General features: G+C 61.6%; 16 protein-coding genes and 2 pseudogenes. 9 read left to right on the forward strand and 9 right to left on the reverse strand.

Annotated elements, in window-relative coordinates; all coding sequences use genetic code 11:
• Positions 1 to 53 precede the first annotated feature (53 nt).
• Together hemB and H8F26_RS01390 are read right to left on the reverse strand one after the other, a co-directional pair.
• Complete coding sequence (hemB, locus tag H8F26_RS01385) at positions 54 to 1,049, reverse strand: porphobilinogen synthase (RefSeq protein WP_197156972.1); 996 nt, start codon at positions 1,047 to 1,049, stop codon at positions 54 to 56.
• A gap of 64 nt (positions 1,050 to 1,113) precedes the next feature.
• Positions 1,114 to 2,094 carry a DnaJ C-terminal domain-containing protein gene (locus H8F26_RS01390; RefSeq protein WP_197158896.1) on the reverse strand — a complete coding sequence of 327 codons (981 nt, stop codon included), beginning with the start codon at positions 2,092 to 2,094 and terminating at the stop codon, positions 1,114 to 1,116.
• A 149-nt stretch (positions 2,095 to 2,243) separates the two neighbouring features.
• Here H8F26_RS01390 and H8F26_RS01395 point away from each other — a divergent pair, with 149 nt between their 5' ends.
• Entirely contained in the window at positions 2,244 to 2,660 is a 417-nt protein-coding gene (locus H8F26_RS01395; protein WP_197156973.1) for a hypothetical protein, read from the forward strand.
• Between the two features lie 6 nt (positions 2,661 to 2,666).
• On the opposite strand, the gene H8F26_RS01400 is transcribed toward H8F26_RS01395, so the two are convergent.
• The gene (locus H8F26_RS01400) at positions 2,667 to 3,329 is read right to left on the reverse strand and encodes a GAP family protein (protein WP_197156974.1); all 663 of its coding nucleotides are present in this window, start codon (positions 3,327 to 3,329) and stop codon (positions 2,667 to 2,669) included.
• Positions 3,330 to 3,514: 185 nt separating this feature from the next.
• On the opposite strand from H8F26_RS01400, the gene H8F26_RS01405 reads away from it, so the two are divergent.
• Positions 3,515 to 4,939 (forward strand): glycoside hydrolase family 10 protein, encoded by a 1,425-nt coding sequence (locus H8F26_RS01405; protein ID WP_197156975.1) that lies wholly within the window; start codon positions 3,515 to 3,517, stop codon positions 4,937 to 4,939.
• Positions 4,940 to 5,185: 246 nt separating this feature from the next.
• Positions 5,186 to 5,803, forward strand: coding sequence for an AAA family ATPase (locus tag H8F26_RS01410; protein WP_197156977.1), 618 nt, complete (start codon positions 5,186 to 5,188; stop codon positions 5,801 to 5,803).
• 106 nt (positions 5,804 to 5,909) lie between these two features.
• Here H8F26_RS01410 and H8F26_RS01415 read toward each other — a convergent pair whose 3' ends face one another.
• From H8F26_RS01415 to H8F26_RS01420, 3 genes are all read right to left on the reverse strand, one after another.
• Positions 5,910 to 6,338, reverse strand: coding sequence for a hypothetical protein (locus H8F26_RS01415; protein ID WP_197156979.1), 429 nt, complete (start codon positions 6,336 to 6,338; stop codon positions 5,910 to 5,912).
• Between the two features lie 205 nt (positions 6,339 to 6,543).
• Positions 6,544 to 6,666 carry a hypothetical protein gene (locus H8F26_RS19785; protein WP_255518579.1) on the reverse strand — a complete coding sequence of 41 codons (123 nt, stop codon included), beginning with the start codon at positions 6,664 to 6,666 and terminating at the stop codon, positions 6,544 to 6,546.
• Positions 6,642 to 6,968, reverse strand: coding sequence for a hypothetical protein (locus H8F26_RS01420; protein WP_231605395.1), 327 nt, complete (start codon positions 6,966 to 6,968; stop codon positions 6,642 to 6,644). Before H8F26_RS01420 ends, H8F26_RS19785 begins: the two co-directional genes overlap by 25 nt.
• A 96-nt stretch (positions 6,969 to 7,064) precedes the next feature.
• Between H8F26_RS01420 and H8F26_RS01425 the strand changes: the two genes are divergently transcribed.
• The 6 genes and pseudogenes from H8F26_RS01425 to istB all read left to right on the forward strand — a co-directional run bounded on the left by H8F26_RS01425 (position 7,065) and on the right by istB (position 13,412).
• Positions 7,065 to 7,427, forward strand: a complete 363-nt coding sequence (locus tag H8F26_RS01425; protein ID WP_197156981.1) for a PepSY domain-containing protein — start codon at positions 7,065 to 7,067, stop codon at positions 7,425 to 7,427.
• 256 nt (positions 7,428 to 7,683) lie between these two features.
• Complete coding sequence (locus H8F26_RS19105; RefSeq protein WP_231605396.1) at positions 7,684 to 7,926, forward strand: hypothetical protein; 243 nt, start codon at positions 7,684 to 7,686, stop codon at positions 7,924 to 7,926.
• 365 nt (positions 7,927 to 8,291) lie between these two features.
• Entirely contained in the window at positions 8,292 to 9,416 is a 1,125-nt protein-coding gene (locus H8F26_RS01435) for an efflux RND transporter periplasmic adaptor subunit (RefSeq protein WP_231598016.1), read from the forward strand.
• A 15-nt stretch (positions 9,417 to 9,431) separates the two neighbouring features.
• Positions 9,432 to 11,015 (forward strand): annotated as a pseudogene (locus tag H8F26_RS01440) (efflux RND transporter permease subunit); the annotation flags it as partial.
• A 140-nt stretch (positions 11,016 to 11,155) separates the two neighbouring features.
• Positions 11,156 to 11,995, forward strand: a pseudogene (istA, locus tag H8F26_RS19110) (IS21 family transposase); the annotation flags it as partial.
• Positions 11,996 to 12,617: 622 nt separating this feature from the next.
• Entirely contained in the window at positions 12,618 to 13,412 is a 795-nt protein-coding gene (istB, locus tag H8F26_RS01450; protein WP_231597868.1) for an IS21-like element helper ATPase IstB, read from the forward strand.
• A gap of 725 nt (positions 13,413 to 14,137) precedes the next feature.
• On the opposite strand, the gene H8F26_RS01455 is transcribed toward istB, so the two are convergent.
• The 3 genes from H8F26_RS01455 to H8F26_RS01470 all read right to left on the reverse strand — a co-directional run bounded on the left by H8F26_RS01455 (position 14,138) and on the right by H8F26_RS01470 (position 17,777).
• Positions 14,138 to 15,667: an IS5 family transposase gene (locus H8F26_RS01455; RefSeq protein WP_231605306.1), complete on the reverse strand. Its 1,530-nt coding sequence runs from the start codon at positions 15,665 to 15,667 to the stop codon at positions 14,138 to 14,140.
• Positions 15,668 to 16,139: 472 nt separating this feature from the next.
• Positions 16,140 to 16,724 (reverse strand): recombinase family protein, encoded by a 585-nt coding sequence (locus H8F26_RS01465; protein WP_197156985.1) that lies wholly within the window; start codon positions 16,722 to 16,724, stop codon positions 16,140 to 16,142.
• A 222-nt stretch (positions 16,725 to 16,946) separates the two neighbouring features.
• The gene (locus tag H8F26_RS01470; protein ID WP_231605397.1) at positions 16,947 to 17,777 is read right to left on the reverse strand and encodes an SGNH hydrolase domain-containing protein; all 831 of its coding nucleotides are present in this window, start codon (positions 17,775 to 17,777) and stop codon (positions 16,947 to 16,949) included.
• Between the last annotated feature and the right edge of the window lie 89 nt (positions 17,778 to 17,866).

The following is a 17,866-nucleotide window of genomic DNA, read 5'->3' on the forward strand; positions in this document are numbered from 1 at the left end:
TGCTGGCTTCATTCTCGGCCTTGCCAGGGTGGACTGTGCCGTGGGGTGCTGGGTCAGCGCAGCCAGGCCGCCGCATCACAGGCGTGATAGGTGAGGATCAGATCGGCACCGGCCCGCTTGAAGCAGAGCAGGGTTTCCAGCACCACGGCCCGCTCGTCGATCCAGCCCCGATCCGCCGCCGCCTTGACCATGGCGTATTCGCCGCTCACGTTGTAAGCGGCGATCGGCAGTTCGGTTTCGCCCCGCAGCCGATGGATGATGTCCAAATAGGCCAGGCCGGGCTTCACCATGAGGATGTCGGCGCCTTCCTGCTCATCAAGCAGGGCTTCGGTGAGGGATTCACGGCCATTGGCCGGGTCCATCTGATAGGTGCTTTTATCCTTGGGAATCGGCTTGCTGTTGGTGGCGCGGGGCGCCGAATCGAGCGCCTCGCGGAAGGGGCCGTAGTAGGCGGAGGCGTACTTGGCGGTGTAGCTGATGATCCCCACATGCTCGAAGCCCTCCTCATCGAGGGCCTCGCGGATCGCACCCACGCGGCCGTCCATCATGTCGCTGGGGCCGATCAGGTCGGCGCCGGCGCGGGCCTGGGCCACGGCCTGGCGGCAGAGGATCGAGACGGTCTCGTCGTTGAGCACCACCCCCTCGGCGCTGACGATGCCGTCATGGCCGTCGCAGGAATAGGGATCGAGGGCCACGTCCGTCATGATCGTCATGCCGGGGTGCACCTCCTTCAGCCGGCGGATGGCGCGAGGGATCAGGCCGTGCTCGTTGAAGCACTCGGCGCCGTCCTCGGTCTTGAGGCCATCGGCCACCTTGGGGAAGAGCACCACGCAGCGGATGCCCAGATCCCAGGCGCGGCCCACCTCCTGCACCAGACCCTCCAGGCTCCAACGCTGGCAGCCGGGCATGGCGCCGATCGGCTCGTTGGTCGCCCCCTCATGCACGAACAGGGGATAGATGAAATCAGCCGCTGCCAGATGGTGCTCACGCACCAGGGCCCGCAGCGCAGGGGTGCGGCGCAGCCGGCGGGGGCGGTAGGAGAGCTCCATGGACGGAAACGGGCTGGCCGGATCCTACGGATCAGGGATCTGCACCACTGCCGTGGTGGAACCCTCAGAGCTTCGCCGACTGGATCCAGCCGCTGCGGGGATCGGCACTGCGGGCCTGCCGCAACTGCTCCAGCAAGCTGCGCTCCTCGGGGCTGAGCGCCTCAGGAAGCTTGAGTACGGGTGTGAGCAGCAGGTCACCGCGCCCCCCCTTCACCGGCCAGCCCTTGCCCTTGAGGCGGAGGCTGCGGCCCAGGGTCATGCCGGGTGGCACCTGGACGGCAGCCTCGCCATCGGGCGTGGCCACGCGCACCTCACCGCCGAGGGCCAACTCATCGAGGCTGAGGGGCAGCTCGGCCCGCAACTGATCCCCATCCAGTTTCCAGACGGGATGCTCCTGCAGCTGGAGCTGCAGGTAGAGATCGCCGCGGCGCCCCGTGCCGGGCTGGAGATTGCCCTTGCCCTTGAGGCGCAGCCGGCTACCGGCCTTCACACCGGCAGGAATACGCACCTGGACCCGCTCCTCGTTCACCGCGAGGGTGCGTTCGCAGCCGCGAAAGGCCTCGCTGTAGGTGAGATTGAGGCTGGCTTCAGCATCGAGATTGGCGGCGCCGCCCCGGGCCGTGGCAGCACCGGGGCCAGGAAAGCCACCCCCGAAGCCTCCGGGGAAACCGGAGCCGAACCCGAAACCTCCCGGCGCCCCGCCGGAACCGCCAAAGCGACCGAGCAGATCGTTGATGAAGTCGTCGAAATTGCCGTAACGGCCGAAGTCGACATCCATGCCGGGCCCACCGCCCCCTGCGGGCCCTCCCACCTGGCTCCAGTACTGACCGAACTGCTCGTAGCGCCGCCGCTTGTCGGGATCGGAGAGCACTTCATAGGCCTCACTCACCTCCTTGAAGCGAGCCTCTGCGCTCTTGTCTCCGGGATTCACATCCGGGTGGTACTGCCGTGCCAGCCGCCGAAAGGCCTTCTTGATGGTGTCGGCATCGGCACCGCGCTCCACGCCCAGAACCTTGAAGTAGTCGCGGTAGCCGTTGGCATTCATCGCAGCGCAGGCAAGTCGGAACAACGGCCGGCCCCAGTGTCTCAGCCACAGCCCATGCTGTGCGGCCTCTGGGTGGGCGGAAGGCCGAACGCGAGTCCTGTGCATGGGAGGCCACCGTTCCTAAGCTCGTGCAAGCCCAGGTTTCGTCCATGTTTTCTCGCGGCACCCTGCGCTCCGGACTGCTGGTCGGCCTCAGCACCGTGCTGGTGGGCATGGCCAGTGCCGGCAGCGCTCCCTCCGGCAAGGCCAGCACCACCCCCAGCCTTGGCGAGGCCCTTTACGCTTCGACCGCCGAACAGAAGGCCCTCACCGAACACCTGCGTGCCAAGGGCGTTCTGTTCTACGGCGCCTGGTGGTGTCCGGCCTGCTTCAAACAGAAGAGCCTCTTCGGCAAGGAAGCCGGCAATCGCCTGCCCTATGTGGAGTGCGACAAAGACGATGCCGGCCGTCAGCGCTGCATCAACGCCAAGATCCGTGCCTTCCCCACCTGGGAGATGGCTGGCAAGCGGCTTGAGGGCGTGCAGACGATCGAGCAATTGAAGCTGTGGAGCGGCTACGGCCGTTGAGGAACCTCAGAGGCCGCTGACGCCCTTCAACCCCAGGAATCCTGCAAAGCCAAAACACAGAACCGCCTGGATCTGGCGCTGACGCTGCGCCATCCAGGGCGCCATTCGATCGAGGGCTCGGCGGCCACGGGCGCCCCAGAGCCACACCAGAGCCGGTGGAGCCAGGGCGGGCAGCAGGGTGATCAGGGCCATCAGACTCACCAGCAACACTTCGGTCGGGAGTGGCGGCTGGGCGCGGGCCAGATCCTGCAGTGCTGGCAGAAACAACACCAGCGAGGTGAGGTTGGTGGCCATGCTGCCGGTTCCGATCAGCAGACCTCGGCTGAAGCTGGTGGGGGCCGGCTGCCCAGCAGCCTCAGAGGAATGGACGAGGCGTCCCTGCTGAATGGCGAGGCCCAGGGTCAACAACAGCAGCGCCAGCACGAGGTGCACCACCGCAGCCACGGGGTCAGGCCCGGGCGTGCGGGGCGGCAGGGCATGGCCCAGCAATAATCCGGCCAGGGTCCAGCCAGCCACCACCAGGGTGGCGCCAACAGCGAAACCCCAGCTGGGGCCCAGGCCTTGCGTGCTTCGGCCCAGGAGCATCACCTGCAGGATCAGCACCAATGGGCTCACTGCCGCCCCCACCGCAAGGGGCAGAATTTCAACGAGCAGGGAGAAGGACACCATCAACCCGGCATCAGGGGCATGGACGGTCGGCTCAAGGGGCTGTGCGCGGTGGTGGCAGGGCGATGGAGGGGACTCCGGGGCCCAGCCGATGGCGGATTCGATCTTGCTCCCAAAAGCTGGCGGCCGTCTGAGTCCAGCAACAGAGCAAAGCCTTAGGGTTCGTTGACCTCAGCCCACTCTCCGACATGGGCCGCCAACTCTGGGTGCTGCTGTTGCTGGCGACCTTGGGACTGGTGCTGCTCCTGCACTTCCCAGCCCGGCTTGCCGCCCAGCCGTCCACCGCAGGCGGTCCCACCGAGATCCGGGGGGTCTGGATCACCGCCAACGACATGGGAGTGATGCGGGACCGGGAGCGGATGCGACAGACGGTGGCCCAGCTGGCGGAGCTGAACTTCAACACCCTCTATCCGGTGGTCTGGAACTCCGGCTTCGCCTATTACCCCAGCCGCGTCTCGGAGGATCGCGGCCTGCAGACCTTCACCTACCGCGGGCTGCAGGGCCAGGACATCCTCGCCGAGTTGATCGAGACCGCCCACTCCCATGGCCTTCTGGTGGTGCCCTGGTTCGAGTTCGGCTTCATGACACCACCCGATTCACTCCTGGCCCGGCGGCATCCCGGCTGGCTGACCCGCACACAGGACGGCGGCCTCACCTCGATCAGCGCCGCCGGAAAAGTGTCCTGGCTCAATCCCTTCCGCCCCGAGGTGCAGGAGCTGATCACCGATCTGGTGCTGGAAATCATGGGCCAGTACGACGCGGACGGCATCCAGTTCGACGACCACATGAGCCTGCCGAGGGACTTCGGCTACGACCCCTTCACGCTGGCGCTGTACGAAAAGGAGACCAGGAAGCCGAACTCAAAGGCACCCTCCACGGCATCAGCACCTCCCACTCCACAGGATCCTGCCTGGCTGAAATGGCGGGCGGACAAGATCACGGCTTTCATGGGCCAGCTGCGGAAGGCGGTGGAGGCTCGCCGACCAGGGGCAATCTTCTCTGTGTCGCCGAATTACTACGACTTTGCCTACAAGCTGCAGCTGCAGGACTGGCTCACCTGGGTGAGACGCGACATCGCAGACGAGATCCTGATCCAGATCTATCGCCCCGATGTCGAAAGCTTTCTACCCCATCTCAGCCGGGTGGAGGTACAGGAAACCCTGCAGAAGATCCCCACCGGCATCGGCATCATGAGCGGTCAGCGCACCAGACCCGCACCGATGGACTTGATCCAGTCCCAGGTGCTGGCCGCCAGGGAACGGCAGCTGGGGGTTGCCTTCTTTTACCTCGAAAGCCTCTGGGAGCAAAGCGGCGAACCGCGGGAGGCACGGCTGGAGGGCCTGCGGCAGCTCTTCCCCACCCCAGCTCCGCGACAGCGACGGGCCCGCTCGTCGCCGCTTTCGCAGCCGGCAGCCCCGGCAAGCCTCCCGAACCAACCTGGAACACCACCTCCAGTCACACCAGTTCCCGGAACAGCAGGCCCAGGCAATGCATTGCCGGCGAGACCCCTGCCTTTGCCACCTCCCCTGCCGAGCCTGCCGGGAGCCTTCGCTCCACACGCTGCCCCGCCTCAGCCCACCGCTGCATTCTCCGCAGTACTGCAGGAGGCCTGAACAGGTTGCGTGAACACGCACCAAACCTGGATCAGGGAAGGATAGACAAGGTCTGCCGGATTGGATCGACGACTTGAGGGACACAATCCCATCCCAAGTCAGAAGGCCACATGATCAGCTTCACTTTAACCAGTTGCACTTTAATCAGCTGCACGCTGACCCAAGCAAGCTGAACGCTTGAACTACAACTTTAGAATCTGTGCTTACAATAATTTCTGACAGCATCCTCCCGGCATCGTTTCTACCATGCGCATCGCCATTTCAGGCTCCCACTCACTGGGGAAATCCACCGTGGTCAGCGACTGGGCCGCCACCCATCCATCCTTTCACAAGGAAGAAGAACCATACCGAGCACTGGGACTGCACGGCCCCTACGAGATACTGTTTCGCGAGAACTCAACACGACTGCAAAATGGAATTCAGATGTACTACAACATCTCCCGAATCCACCGCTACTCAAGCCCTTCGGATAACGTCATATTCGATCGCGCACCCGTCGACTACCTAGCCTACTCACAATACACCGCAAACCAGCAAACTACCGACATTGACGATGAATTTGTCGCCTCAATGATTCCTCCCGCAAGGGAGTCTCTGGACCACCTCGACATTCTTGCATTCGTACCGAAGTCTGACGCCTGGCCTGTGGCGATGGAAGAAGATGGCATCCGACCGGTGGATCATGCCTACCGTGATGATGTTGATGCCATCTTCAAGCAGATCTATCGCGAGGGGCGCTTCAATGTCATGCCGACCCAACAGGCTCCAATATTGATCGAGCTGGTTGGACCAGCAGAGCAACGACTTCATCAACTGCAGAACGCCATCCTCGAGCTTCAGCAACGCACCAAGCTCGCCGGATAGAGACGTGCGACAGAGCCGCCGAGTCGGCAGGCTCACCTGACGATCGGGCAAATACAAGACCAGTCCCGCCCCTGGACAACAGCGCTACAGCCATACTGTTCTGGATTCATTTCCGGGCTTCTTCGTTGTTCCAGTCGTCACGTTTGAGCAGGAGGGCTGGTGTGATCACGCGCAGAACAATCTCCATCGACCACAAAGCCATGCCAACCGAGGCCAGGTTGATCAGCCAGCCGAACACGATGAGAAGAGGGAGAATCGGCAGCGTGTCTGGTGACATCCGGGCGATGGCGAGATCCAGGCAGCCATCGAGAACGGCAAAGACTGAGGCCAGAAACATCAGGATGGAAGCTCGGTATGCGGCGGCGGCACCGATGCGGGAGGCTGTGTTGACGCTGAGCAGCAAGCGGGCCACATTGACCTGAAAGCTGCCCACCACAAACAGCACCGCAAATGTGCTGAAGGTAGTGAGCTGGCGCAGTTGTGTGATCTCGCGACCCTCGATGATGAGATAAAGAGCTGCGAGAGCCCAGATCATGAACCTTGACAAGTTGGTGAGGGGCCACAGCCTCGGAAGGACACTGGCGTCTCCCTACGCCGGCATGCTGATCGAGAATGGGATCGGGGTCTTGCTTCCCAGACGGATCAAAGATCTCGAGCGGACGCAATCGTGCGGGCACTCGCGCATCGATGAGCATCTGCGCAGGATTCAGGCTCTGGGCTGTGCCCTCCTGACGCCGCGGTTACTCCGCATCGAGCAGCTCGGCCAGCGGTACGAACGTGTAGCCGAGCCGTTGCAGGTCGGGAATGATCCGGCGCAGGGCTCGGAGGGTTCGCCCACTCAAGGCCGGCGTGTCGTGCAGCACCAGGATTCCGCCGGGATGGGCATTGATCCGCACGAACCAGCGCATGAAACCCAGCGGTGGCCGCGCAGCCACTCCACCATCGGCCGGTGAAACCATCCCTGTCCGGGGCGGCACCAGCGCCAGGTGAGCCGTTCCGGCAGAGCGGCCCGCTCGATGGTGAGGGCCAATCGCCTGCGATCCGCCGCTCCGCAGAACACCACCTCCGGATGGCGCCGGGCCAGCACGGTGCGGATCAGCAGGGAGGGCAGCAGCAGCCCGAACACCACCAGATCCAGCAGCAGCAGCAGGGAGATCCCATCCACCGGGGTTCTCGTCCATGGCCCCCCATCCTCGGGCCCGTTCTCCCTCGCCACCCAAGCGATCAGACTTCCTACGATCCCCCTATCGGTTTCCTGGCGATGGGCTCCTCTTGCTCCCCGGATCCTCTGACCAAACACCCAATCAGGGTTCTGGCAAGCGTTTCCTCCCTGGCCACCATCGCTCTGGCGACGGCCCTCGGGCTACCGGCCCCGACCCGTGCGGACACCACCCCGGATCCGGCACGGGTCGTAGCCCAGGCCCCCGCACCTGCCATCACGATGCAGCAGGCCATCAACACAGCCACTGCGGCCGTCCCCGGGGGACGGGTGATCGAGATCGACCTCGACCGGGAGAAGGGCCGCGTGATCTGGGAGGCCCTGGTGGAGAGCTCAACGGGCCGCTTCGAGATCTATGTGGACGCCACCACCGGACAGATCCTCAAGAAAGAACGCGACGACTGACGGTCCGCATCACCGTCTTCTCGGCGCTGGGCAACTTCCGTTGGCTGATCCAGAGAAGGAGCTCATGGCCGTCAACGGTGGCATGGCTCTGCTGGCCGGCGGCGACACGATCCATCGCCATGAGCATTGAAGGCGCCCTCGCGATGCTGCAGCAACAGGAGCGCTGGCTGATGCAGCTGCGCGACGAGAGCCCCGGCATCGTGGCGCCCTGCTGCTGGAGGAGATCAGCTGGCAACCCCAGGTCTTGCATGACGCCATGGAGCACCGCAACCGTCGGCGCACAGCCCATGTCTTTCATGCCGAGCTGTCAGTGCCGTTGCAACAGCTGCACCTACAGGAGGGCCAGGACATGGCGCAGGTGACAGCAGAGGAGCTGCTGTCGGGATCGATCTGGAGCGCCCGTCTTGGCAGCCGCCGCCCGCTGGCCGATGGGCTGTTGGAGGTGATGCAGGATCTACTCGGAGATACGCCCCCTGCTGGAGAGGCTGGGGCAAGGTGAATACAACAGAAGCCCGGAGCTTGGCCCCCGGGGGTTTGTCGGCTCTGCCGTGATCGTTCGATCTGAGAGTCTTGGATTGTGGGCGGAGCTGCAGACGCTGGCAGCTGGGGCCGGGGTTTCAGTGGGGTTTCCCATGGGGTCCCGGCAGAATGCCCAGGGACTGCAGACAGGCACGACCCAGCTGCTCCCGGTTGGAAGTCACTTGAGGGGCATCGGGCTGTGGCACCACAGATGAGCCACTGGAGCGAATCCGCTCAACACCAACGGTTGCTGGAGCCCACCATGAATCATGGGCCCGCGAATCCCTCACAACAGGGTGGGCTTCTCTTCCGCCAAGATGTGGAGCAAGCCAATGCCCACTCTCCATGCCGCTGCGTGCATGTCACTTGCGCGTTCCGGCACCGCGCCGGTTGCGTGTTCCGCTGGCGATGGGGCTGATGGCGCTCTCGCTCACCAGCTGTTCTGAACCGCCACGAGCGCAACAGGGCGGCCCGCTGCCGGTGCAGACAGAACCGGCCCAGCTGGCAACCTTCAGAACCAGCGTTGAGACGGTGAGCAGCCTCGAGGCTCTGGATCTGGTCCAGCTTTCCGCCCAGGAGGACGGCAGGATCGTGAACATCCTGGTGAGCCAGGGCAGCCAGGTGCAACAGGGTGACCTGCTGCTGGTGCTGGATCAGGAGCAACAGAAGGCCGATGTGGTCAACCTGCGGGCCAAGGCCGCGACGGACCAGCTCAACTACGAGCGCTACGAATCGCTCGTCCGCCAAGGGGCCGCCAGCCAGATCCAGCGGGACCAGTTTCGCCAGGAGGCGATCGCCTCCAGGGAGGCCCTCAACGCCAGGGAGGCCGATCGCCGCTACCGCAACATCCGCGCCCCGATCAGCGGCATCGTCGCCGACCTGCAGGTGAAGCAGGGTGACGTGATCGAGAGCGGTGACCCCTTCACAAAAATCGTGAGCAACGACCGGTTGATGGTCAGGATCGAGGTGCCATCGGTCTACGCGGAGCGGGTGCGGATCGGCCAGAGCGTGCTGCTGACCGATCCGGCCACCGACCGGCCCCTGGCCAGTGGCCAGGTGGAATCGATCGATCCGGTCGTCGGCGACAGCCAAACACTGCTGGCCAAGGCCGAGTTCGACAATCGGGGAGGCCGATTACGCAACGGCGTCAAGGTCCGCACCCAATTGGTGCTGGAGCAGAGCCAGCAACTCTCGGTACCTTTCAAGGCCGTGCAGCAGCTCGCCGGCCAGAGCTTTGTGTTCATCCCCGGCAGCCTTGCCCAGCTGCGCGCCAATCCCGACAGGGCCGACCTGGCCGCTCTCGCCCAGTTGCCGGCCACCACGCGCGTCGCCCTGCAGCGTCCTGTGGTTCTCGGGCCACTGCAGAACGACCGCTTTCCGGTACTCAGCGGCCTGAGCCCCGGCGAGGCCGTGATCACCTCGAACCTGATCAACCTCCGCCACGGCCTGCCGATCAAGCCCAGGCCCTGAACCGCCAGCTGCCCCATGTCGCTCTCGAACCAGTTCATCCGGCGACCGGTGCTCACGGCGGTCTTCAGCCTGCTGATCGTGATCGCTGGACTGATCTCAATCCCGCTGCTGCCCGTCGAGAACCTGCCGGACATCGCACCGCCCACCGTGAGCGTGTCGGCCAGCTACACCGGTGCCGATGCGGTCAGTGTCGAGCAGGGCGTCACCGCCGTGCTGGAACAGCAGATCAACGGTGTCGAGGGGATGGACTACATCACCTCGAGCAGTGCCTCCGATGGCAGCAGCACCATCACGGTGGTCTTCGCCAACGACAGCGACAAGAACATCAACCAGGTGAACGTCCAGAACCGGGTGGGGCTGGCGGAACCCCAGCTGCCGGAGGAGGTGCGCCAGTCTGGCGTCACGGTGAACAAAGCTTCCACCTCGATTTTGCTCGTTTATATCTTCGGCAGCGCCGATGCCAGGAAGCCCTATAGCGTTGAGACGATCAGTGGCCTGCTGGACCAGGGCCTCACCGATGAGATCAAGCGGGTGCCGGGGGTCGGCGATGTGACCTACTTCGGCAACCGCCAGCTCGCCATCCGCGTCTGGCTCAACCCGGTCAGTCTGGCCGTCAATGGCCTGACGGCCACCGATGTGGTGGATGCCCTGACGAGCAAGAACCGTCTGGTGCCGGCCGGCCAGATCGGCGGTGCACCGGCGGCATCCGATCAGGCCTACACCTTCAGCGTTGAATTGCAGGGTCGGCTCACCTCCGTGGAGGAGTTTGAGACCATGGTGGTGCGCCGCACCGCCAATGGCGGTCTGGTGCGCCTCAAGGACGTGGGCCGGGTCTCCCTGGGAGGCGAAAGCTATGACGTGAGCAGCACGGATCTGCAGGGTGTTCCGTCGGTGGGGATGGCGGTGTATCAGCTGAGTGGCAGCAACGCACTTGAGGTGTCCACCGGCGTCAAAAAGGTGCTCGATGGCTTTGCAGGCACCCTGCCGGTGGGGGTGACGATGGAGAAGGTCTACGACAACAGCGATTTCATCAACGCCTCGATCGAAGGGGTGGTGGCAGCCCTGCGGGACGCGATTGTGCTGGTGGTATTGATCCTGTTCCTGTTTCTGCAGGACTGGAAGGCCACGCTGGTGCCCACGATCGCCATTCCCGTGTCGCTGATCGGCACCTTCGCCGTGGCCAAGTTGGTGGGCGTGTCGCTCAACCAGCTGACCCTGTTCGGACTGGTACTGGCGACCGGACTGGTAGTGGATGACGCCATTGTGGTGATCGAAGACACCGTGAGCAAGAAGCGCTCGGGCCTGAATGCCCTTGCAGCCGCGCAGGCCGCCATGAACGAGCTGTTCGGCGCGATCCTCGCCACCTCGCTGGTGCTGATCGCCGTGTTTGTGCCGGTGCTGTTCTTTCCCGGTGCGACCGGAACGATCTACAAACAGTTCGGCGTCACGATCATGGCGGCGATCGCCATTTCCACCTTCAACGCCCTCACCTTTTCGCCGATGCTCGCAGCCCTGCTGCTGGACCGCGACGACGCAGCACCCAGCCGTGTGAACTATGCCATCGGCGGAGCCACCCTGGGCTTCATCTTCGGAGTGTTGTTCAGCTGTCCGGCGACGATTAGGTAGGCGGGTCCGCGCAACTACATAGGCGGGTCTCAGGACGCGACAACAGGGTTCCGATTCCGGTCTGGAGCCCTGCCATGCCCGCCCCTCTGTCGTTGCGGATCAAGGAGCGGTACATGGCAAAACGGGCCAATGGGCTCAGCCAACAGGTGGCGGCTGATGCGGCGGGGATTTCGGTGCGCAGCGCGCAACGGATCGATCGGGGTGAGCTGCAGCCCGAGGGGCAACAGCAGCAGCGGGGTCGCCATTGGCGCACCCGAGCCGATCCCCTGGCCGAGGTCTGGGAGAGCGTGCTGGTGCCGATGCTTGAGAAGGCGCCGCAACTGGAACCCCAGACCCTGCTGCTTCACCTGGAACAGCTCAGGCCTGGCGAGGAGTGGTACCGGCGCAAGCGGACCCTGCAGCGCCGCGTCGAGCAGTGGCGGGCCCTGCACGGCCCGGCCCAGGAGGTGATGTTCCTGCAGCAGCACCGGGCCGGTGTACTGGGGATCTCGGATTTCACGTTGCTCAAAGGTGAGCCGATCACCGTGGCGGGGGAGGTGCTGGAGCACCGGCTGTTCCACTTCCGCCTGCCCTATTCGGGCTGGTGCCATGTGGCGGTGATCCACGGCGGCGAAAGCTTTGTCGCCCTATCCGAGGCCCTGCAAAACGCTCTCGCTCTTTGCGGTGGGGTGCCGGCGGAGCACCGCACCGACAGCCTGAGTGCTTGCTTCCGCAACCGCGACGGCAGCTACGCCGGCGATTACACGAGCCGTTACCGCGAGCTGTGCGCCCACCTGGGGGTGATCGCCACCCGCAACAACCGCGGCGTTGCCCACGAGAACGGCGCGATCGAGGGCCCGCACCGGCACTGGAAACATCGGCTGGAGCAGCAGCTGATCCAGCGCGGCAGCCGTGATTTCGCCACCGAGGCCGACTACCGGCAGCTCGTCGCCCAGGTCACCAACACGCTCAACAGCCGCTACCAGGTGCAGGGGAACCTGGAGATTGAGCAGCTGCATCTCCAGCCCCTGCCGGTGGAGCGCTTTGCCGACTACGAGCCGGTGGTGGCGCGGGTGCGGAGCACCAGCACGATCGAGGTGCGCTCGGTCACCTACAGCGTCCCCTCGCGGCTGATCGGCCAGCAGCTGACGGTGCACTTGCGCCATGACCGGCTGGATCTGTTCCTGCGCAGCAAGTTCGTGGAGACCCTGCCACGGTTGCATCGGCGAGCGGGAGAAAGCGGGCCGTTGCGGCGGATCGATTTCCGCCACGTGATCGAGAGTCTGCGCCGCAAACCCCGGGCGCTGCTGCGTGCCCAGCTGCAGTCCGACCTGCTCCCCGGAGAGACCTGGCGTCAGTTGTGGCGCTTGCTTTTGGCGGCCCTGCCGCCGGATGAGGCCGCCAAGGTCATGGTGGACGCCCTCCATGTCGCTGCCCGGACGGACGATCTGGCCGGTGTGGAGCGGTATCTGCGGCGTCAGCTCCGCCGCGGTGAGCTGAACCTCACGGCCCTGCGCGATCACTACGGCCTGCGGCCCCCCCGGGGCCTGGCGGCCATGCCCCAGCTCGACATCCCCGAACACACCCTCAGCAGCTATGACGAACTCCTGGTTGGAACCCCCGAGCAGGCCGGCACTGGAAACGGCTCTGCCATCGGTGTTGAAACAGTTGAAACTGCCCCAGTTCCGCAGCCAGTGGCAGGCGGCCGAGCAGCAGGCCACAGCCGCTGGCTGGAGTCCAGCCAGCTACCTCTATGTGCTGGCAGAGCAGGAACACCAGCAGCGGCATCAAGCCCGTCAACGGCGGCTGTTGCATGAGGCCCAGCTGCCGGTCCCCAAGACCCTGGCGGACTACGACTGGAACGCCATCCCGGATCTTGAGCGTCCTCAGATCGAGCAGCTCGCCCACGACACCGGCTGGCTGGATCGGGCCGAGAACCTGCTGCTATTCGGTCCCAGCGGTGTGGGCAAAACCCACCTGGCAGCAGGCATCTGCCGCAGCCTGATCGCCCTGGACCGCACGGCGCGGTTTTTCTCCGCCACCACGCTGGTGCAGGAGCTGCAGCGCGCCAAAGCCGATTACGCCCTGGCTAAGGCCCTGACCCGACTGGATCGCTTTGCCCTGCTGGTGATCGATGACATCGGCTACGTCCGCAAGGACGAGGCCGAGACCTCGGTGCTGTTCGAGCTGGTGATGCACCGCTACGAGCGCAGATCCCTGTTGGTGACCAGTAACCAGCCGTTCAGCGAGTGGGAGAACGTCTTCTCCACCAGCGCCATGACCGTGGCAGCGGTGGACCGGCTGGTGGACCACAGCACGCTGATTCAGATCAATGGCGAGAGCTACCGCCGCAAACGGGCACGGCGGATTGACCGCTCCAGCGCAGGCTGATTCGTCGCCGCGACCAGGCGTCAATTACCCGCCAACCACAAGCCAACCCCTGGCGCCAGGTGCCGGTGATGAGCTCCGCGCTGCCGTCGGACCGTGGGGTCCGCCGGCTCGTGCGCTCCGCTGCAGCGCTCAGGCGGGACAGCAGCAAGAGCACCGGCCAACGGGCTTGACGCCTGGGGCCGATCAGAAGATCCCGGCTCCATGGCAGAGGACCGGGCCAGGGTGGCTCACTTTTCGCTGTCGCCTCCCCCTGCCATGGCAGGGGGAGGACCCGGGGTAACCCGCCTACGTAATTGACGCGACCCGCCTACGTAGTTGACATCGGGCATTCACCCATTGATCTCTGATGAGTTCCTGGAGCACCTTTGGATGAGATCCTGTCTCTTGATGGATCCGTTGGAGTCTGTGGTTCAGTAGCGTCCTTGTGGATCTTGACTGATTCACTCCCTTCGGTCGTGAATGCACCTCCCGTTGGTTGGTTCGTATCTGGTGTTGATTTTTGGTTGAATTGGTTAAAGTCATTGGCATCACTGGTGTTCTGAGTATTTTCTGAGTTATTTTGAGGCACACCGTGTCCCTTGGGGAACCACTGGATTCCAAGGACTGTGAAAGCAAAGTTCGACGGTCTCTACCTCTGTAAAGGGTCTAAATAGGGCCTCCTGAGAAGGTAAGAACCACCCCCAGGGCAACAATATGGGGAGGGCCGGCTGACCTCTGAGTGTTGCTCAGGCTGCAGCCGGTTGATTGCTCAGGAGTCGCTCCTCGCCTCTTCGGATGGATTCAGTGCCGATCAGGAGCTGAAACAAGAAGGCAAAAAGGACAAAAAGAAGCTCCAGCAGCTTCTCGAGGTTCATCACCAGTACAGCCAATGCAATGGCTGATCCTTGGGTGGCAGCGAGCTTCTCACGAATCAGACCCAATCCAAATCGCCGCTTCCCCTGTCCGATTTTGCCTTCTACCGCGTTACGTTGCCGTTGATCATCAAGAAACTGTCTCTTCTCTTCTGCCACAAGCTCAGGATCGCTCTTGGGCCGACCAAGGCGAGGTCCACTCAGGCGAATCCCATGACGCTGACAGAAAGCGCGGTTCGCTCGAGTCCGATAGATCTGATCGGCACAGATCACTTCTGGATAATGACCATGACGACGGCGATAGGCTCTTGCCTGAGCCTTTAGATCTTCTCCTTCGTTGTAGGGGTCGTAGCTCAGGCGGTCTAGGTAGGTGAATCCATCACCCGTAACTGAAATTGAGATCTTGGCTCCGAATTCGACATTACATCTGGCTTTGCCACGAACTATGGGCCTGATGTGAGCTTGGAAGAGGCTCACGATCCGATTGGGGATGCTTCTGCTGTCTGAGTGGTAGAGAATCTTCTGCTGGCGAACCAGCTCGCTGACCACCAAGAGTTTGTGATACCAGTGTCTTCCTGCAGCCAAAAGGCAGGCACCGCAAGCGATCAGGGCATCAATACTGCCAAGATTCCGTTGAAGATGGCCGAGCTGCTGCTTAATCGCTCTTCGAATCTTGCTGATGCGAGGGCGCTTCTTCTTTGCCACTGCCAAAAACTGCTGACGGGCTTTCTTTCGATGCGTACGTGGCTTCTGGCCAAACGCCTCTCTGATCGGCGGATGCATCGCATCAATCAGTTTTTCTGTAACTTCTCTGGCTTCATTGAGCAGAGATAAATCAGTCGGATAGCGGATGTCAACCGGTGCGCATGTGGCGTCAATCAAGAGTGTGCCTTGGTTGGCCGATGGCATAGACGTGTGATCATTGCTGCCATGCCCCGTGGAAGAACCGCCACCTTTGTCTGCACCTTGATCATCGTCGGCATCTGCGGCCTGGATCACATTCAGCCCATGGCGCACGATCCGTTCGTTGCAGTCGTTGATCACTGACTCCGGCAGGCGCTTCCGGAAATAGACCATCATCGATGGATCGAACGGTGCTGAGAACTGGAACGCTTCTAATCCAATGAAGAATTGCAGGTACGGATTTTCCTTGAGTTGCTCAACCAGCTCCTCGTCTGTGATCGCCATGCGAGCTTTGATGATCAGGGCACCCAATGCCATTCGAAATGGCTTGGCAGGTGCCCCAAAGCCTTTGCAGAACTGCGACGCGTAGTCGTCCTCCAGCTCATCCCAGGGAATGAGCTCAGCAAGCTTGATCCAGCGATTGTCACCAGAGAGTTTGCCGCCAAACGGCAAGAAGAAATCCTCAAACGAGAGCTGATGACGATGCTCGCGCCGATACATGTGGAAAACTCTGGACTGCTTTTCGGCGATATCGAGCCGAATTGAGCACATTCTACAGTTGAAATCTGCTCGGATCCACTGCGGCGCAGCCGCTTTGCCCTTTCTCAGGAGGCCCTAAATATCTTTGTCTTTGTGATCGGCAATTATATAGGCATTCTAATTTCTAGTCAAGGCATTTCGGGAGTATGCACGGTCAGATCGCGAGAGGCATCGAACTCAATCGCGTTTTTAAAAGCGATTTCGACAAATAGGATCCCTATGCAGTCTCTATAGATTAACTATTTGATTTTCATTTCAGGGATCAATCAAGTCCAAAAGGTGTCCGTCTTGATCCACCAGTCGATGACGTTTCCCCGTAGACCGAGCACGGTTGGCAGCGGTGCGGTATGCATCTCCTTCGTTGTGTTTCGTCTGGAGGTGTCTCCATTTCCCGAACTGGTCTTGATACTGGATGTCGATCTTGGTCATGGCATCAAGGAGCAGTGGTGTCGGTGTGGTCTTTGAGAATCCGTTGGATGGTGGCGAGGGATAGTCCCGTCTGATCTCGGATCGATCTGTAGGACTCACCCTCATCACGCAGGCGGATCACCAGTCGTTCCTTCTTGTCTGATGTCTTGGGGCGACCACCGAGGTTCCCTCCAGTGCGTCTGCGGTGTTCAACCGACTCCTTGGTGCGTTCCTGGATCAGGGATCGTTCCACCTCAGCGAGACCCGTCAGCAGTCCGATCACGAGTGGTGCGAGTTTTCCCAGTCCCCTGGTGTTGATCAGACCATCCAGGGTGCGGACGTAGATCCCCTTGGTCTGGAGATCAGAGAGACGGTTGATCACCTCCACCTGTGACCGTCCCAGTCGATCGAGTTTGGAGACCACCAGTTCATCCCCCTCCTGCAGTGACTCCAGGCACCGACGCAACTGGGGTCGTTTCTCCAGGGGTGCACGGGAGGACACCTTCTCGGCATAGACCTCCTGGCATCCAGCAGACCGCAGTTCAGTGACCTGAGCGTCGGTGTCCTGGTGCGTGGTGGAACAGCGTGCGTACCCGATGGAACGGGTCATCAGTCAGAACCCTTGGCGTTTGCGAACAAAGGAACCGTACATAGTTTCTGATACGGGCAAACCGACTGGCGTGCGGCATTTCAAAGCGTCCTGGCAACCCTTCGGTTTTTGGAACGCTTTTGGTGGCAATCCCCCCTCTACCTCTCATTTGAGAAGTGGCAACTCTCAATCACTGAGGATTTGTGGTCTACAATTTAATGGGTGCCAATTACAATGTAGCGATCAGGGTTTGTCTATGCCTGGGAAATTATTTAACAAGAACGAACTAAATGCTGGATACATTTTCTCCGCTCCTGTGGTGGACAGGTGCACCTGATCTCTGTAGGAGTCAGGGAGGCATTGCCTGGAGTCTGGAGGCGGGCACAATACCCCAAAAGCATCGAAGACGAAGACATTGGAGTGCCTTTCCTGGAGAGACTTAAGCACATCGGAAACTTTCTGGTAATGATTTATCAGTTCACTCCTGGTAAAATATTGCTGACTTGATCTCGCATATGCCAGTTTGTTGAACCACTGAGGAGAAGGAGGCAATGGATATTGAAAAGTCGGAATTGGATTAAAAATAACAACGCGCAACCCTTTGCTCAGCGCTCTCTCTATTAAGGTATTGAAAGCATTTTCCCATTTGCCAAGAGCATCCTTTGTGGCGATCTTCGATCCTTTGTCGTCGTAATATGTAAATTTTAGTTGCCTTTGCGATTGAGGGATTGGATACTCCCCCCACCTTAACTCATACCTGGAAGATAGGAGCAAGATGTCATTGGGTTTAGATCTATTCGTGTAATAATCAAATACCTGCAGCATCTTCTGATGTTTCTCCATAAAGTCAGACGGGAAATCGCCCGTAGATCGCTCCTCGATCAGCGAAGGGAAATTAATCCCATCCGTCGAGTAATACATTACACCTAATCCGAGTCGCTCATTAAGGAGGTTGAGCATTGGAAGTAAATGCCCAGTCTGACTGTCTCCAATTGAAATTACAGATACGCCGCTTCTCGACCCTAATGAGCACCTTGATAAAAGTTGGTCATCGGTTAGTTGATTGGTAAGCATTCAGGGGTCGGGACAGCACGCGGCGAACATCGTCTCTGCTGAACCCTTGACGGCGTCCTGATTCCCGTTTGCATCTCAGGCAGAGACTG

Source organism: Synechococcus sp. CBW1006 (assembly GCF_015840525.1).
In the GTDB taxonomy this organism is placed as follows: domain Bacteria; phylum Cyanobacteriota; class Cyanobacteriia; order PCC-6307; family Cyanobiaceae; genus CBW1002.